2 protein-coding genes are annotated in these 2,553 nt (G+C 34.8%); both read right to left on the reverse strand.

The window, feature by feature from the left end; translation table 11 throughout:
* Positions 1-188 precede the first annotated feature (188 nt).
* A complete protein-coding gene (locus AB3X49_RS21150) occupies positions 189-1,415 on the reverse strand; it encodes an ABC transporter permease (protein WP_085312450.1) in 1,227 nt (408 codons plus the stop codon).
* Positions 1,416-1,417: 2 nt separating this feature from the next.
* Positions 1,418-2,302, reverse strand: a complete 885-nt coding sequence (locus AB3X49_RS21155) for an ABC transporter ATP-binding protein (protein ID WP_002088851.1) — start codon at positions 2,300-2,302, stop codon at positions 1,418-1,420.
* Positions 2,303-2,553: the final 251 nt, after the last annotated feature.

Raw genomic sequence — 2,553 nt, forward strand, 5'->3', positions numbered from 1 at the left:
ACTTTAATCAGTGGGGGTTTTGTTCATCTCCCACTGATTATTAGTTGAACCAATCGGGCGTTTACGGGCAGTTGATCTCCCATCTAACTTCTTTGCTCCAGCTGAATTTTGAGATGGGAGTTTTACTGCCCGTTAATGCGGGATAAAGAAAAAGCATGATTCCATTAGAAAATCATGCTTTCCCTCTATTATTGACGCTTTATAAATTTCGCCAAATCTTTAAACTTCACTTTATCAGAGTAATTCATTACACCGTTTACATAGATACGGCTTGTAATCGCATTTAATATACCAATCGTCGCCAATAAAACTACTAATGTTATCGTAATCTCTAACATACCTGCTTCACCAGCTACAATCCGAGAGAAGGTAACCATTGGTGTGAAAAACGGAACATACGAACTTACAACAACAATAGTACTATTTGGATCACTTAATGATTTAATACTAATGAAGAATGCAGCCATGATCAAAATCATTATCGGGAAAGATACAGCTTGTAAATCCTCTGTCTTAGACACAACAGCTCCAGCCGCAGCGTACATCATCGCATAAAGTAAATACCCCGTAATGAAATAAACAAGAAACATACTTATAACCTTTGCATCTAATTTTGTAAAGTCAATTGGAACACCAAGTAATGAAGCACTTTCTAAATCGACCCAACCTAACAAATAAGGAATAAGATAACCACACGCCAATATTACAAGTTGTAATAACGCCGTTGAAACAACCGCCAAAATTTTCGCATACATCATCGTAAGAGGCTTTACTTTCGGAAGCATTACTTCCATTACACGTGACGCCTTTTCAGATGCAATATTCATTGCGATTGTATTTCCGAAAGCTACAATAAACATATACAAAGCAAATGTAAAGAAATATGCAATTCCGAAAGAAGATGTGCGATCTTTTATCGCTTCTTGCTGCACTTGAATTTCTGCTTGTAATTGCTGCGCAATTTCTGGTGAAACATTATTTTTTGCAATCGTCACCTTCGTATATTGTTGTTTTAAATAACCCGCCATAATCGCAGAAGTTGCTTGGCTTGGAAATCCATTATACATATATGTAACTGCTGGAGTCCCATCCTTTTCCGTCACATGGAATAGACCATCTAAATCTCCCTCTTCTACTTGCTTATGCAGTTTATCAAAATCATCTTTTGAACCGACCGTTATTTTTGCTGATGGCAATAGCTTATTTAGCTCTTCTTTTTGTACTTTGTATGTGGAACTCTCTACTACAACTGCAATTTTATCTTTATCCTTATTTTTATCATCGCCTGAGGTAAAATGATTAAATGCAAAAATACCAAACACAACTAAAAATAAAATCGCACTCGTAATTAATGATTTTTTAGATAAAAACGCTTCCTTAAAATAAAATGAAAATACATGAGAAAATTTACGCATCTTTATTTCGCCCTCTCTACAAAGATTTCGTTTAACGTCGGCTCTAACATTTTAAATTGTCGTAAGCTAATACCTTGCTCTTGCAACTGTTGCAAAATCTTTAGAGCTTCTGCATCGCCTTGTACTTTTACATAAAGAAGGCCTTGTTGTTTTTCATACGGAACGTGTATAGCTTCTAATCCCTTTTCATTCTCTACTGTATCTTCAATAGTTAAATTACGGAAACCGTATTCTTTCTTAATATCACTTAACTGTCCTTCTACGACCGCTTCGCCTTTTTTCAAAATACATACATGTTGGCAAAAAGCCTCTACTTGCTCCATACGATGACTTGATAAAATAATTGTCTTTCCACTCTGTACTTGTTCTCCAATAATATTAGCTAACATTCCCGCATTAACTGGATCAAGTCCGCTAAATGGTTCATCTAAAATAAGAAGTTCTGGATCATGAAGAAGAGCAGCAATCAATTGAATTTTTTGTTGATTCCCTTTCGAAAGCTCCCCTGCCGTTTTAAATTTATATTCTGGGATTGCTAATCGCTCTAACCAGTGATCAATTGCAAGATCCACTTCTTTTTTCGTCATTCCTTCTAATCTACCAAAATATCGCAACTGATCTATTACTCTACTTTTTGTATATAGTCCTCTTTCCTCTGGTAAATATCCAATTGTTACCCCGCTATCACCAAATGATTTTCCATCCCACGTAATAGAACCTTCATTTGGCGTTAATAAACCTAGTAACATTTTAATTGTCGTTGTTTTCCCTGCACCATTTCGGCCAAGTAACCCTAACACTTCACCTTTCGGCAACGAGATTTGCAAACCATTAACCGCTTTAGATTCTCCGAATATTTTTGTTAAGTTTTGAATTTGTAAACTCAATGTATAAAGCCTCCTCTTTAGTATCATTCGTACTCTCTATTAAAGACTATGATTGTTCGAAATAAAATATAGTACTATATTTCAATCTTTTATACGTATCATGATCCCCCATCCACCATTTGTTTTATTTAGTTAAAATTGTAAATAATAAAGATATATTTGACAATTATAATTGTCATTTCGACAATAAAACACGTCAAATCACTTTTGTTATTTTTCCCATCTTTCTAATATAGGACATACCACTATAT

The sequence above is a fragment of the Bacillus sp. C30 genome, from assembly GCF_040838255.1.
Classification (GTDB): Bacteria; Bacillota; Bacilli; order Bacillales; family Bacillaceae_G; genus Bacillus_A; species Bacillus_A mycoides.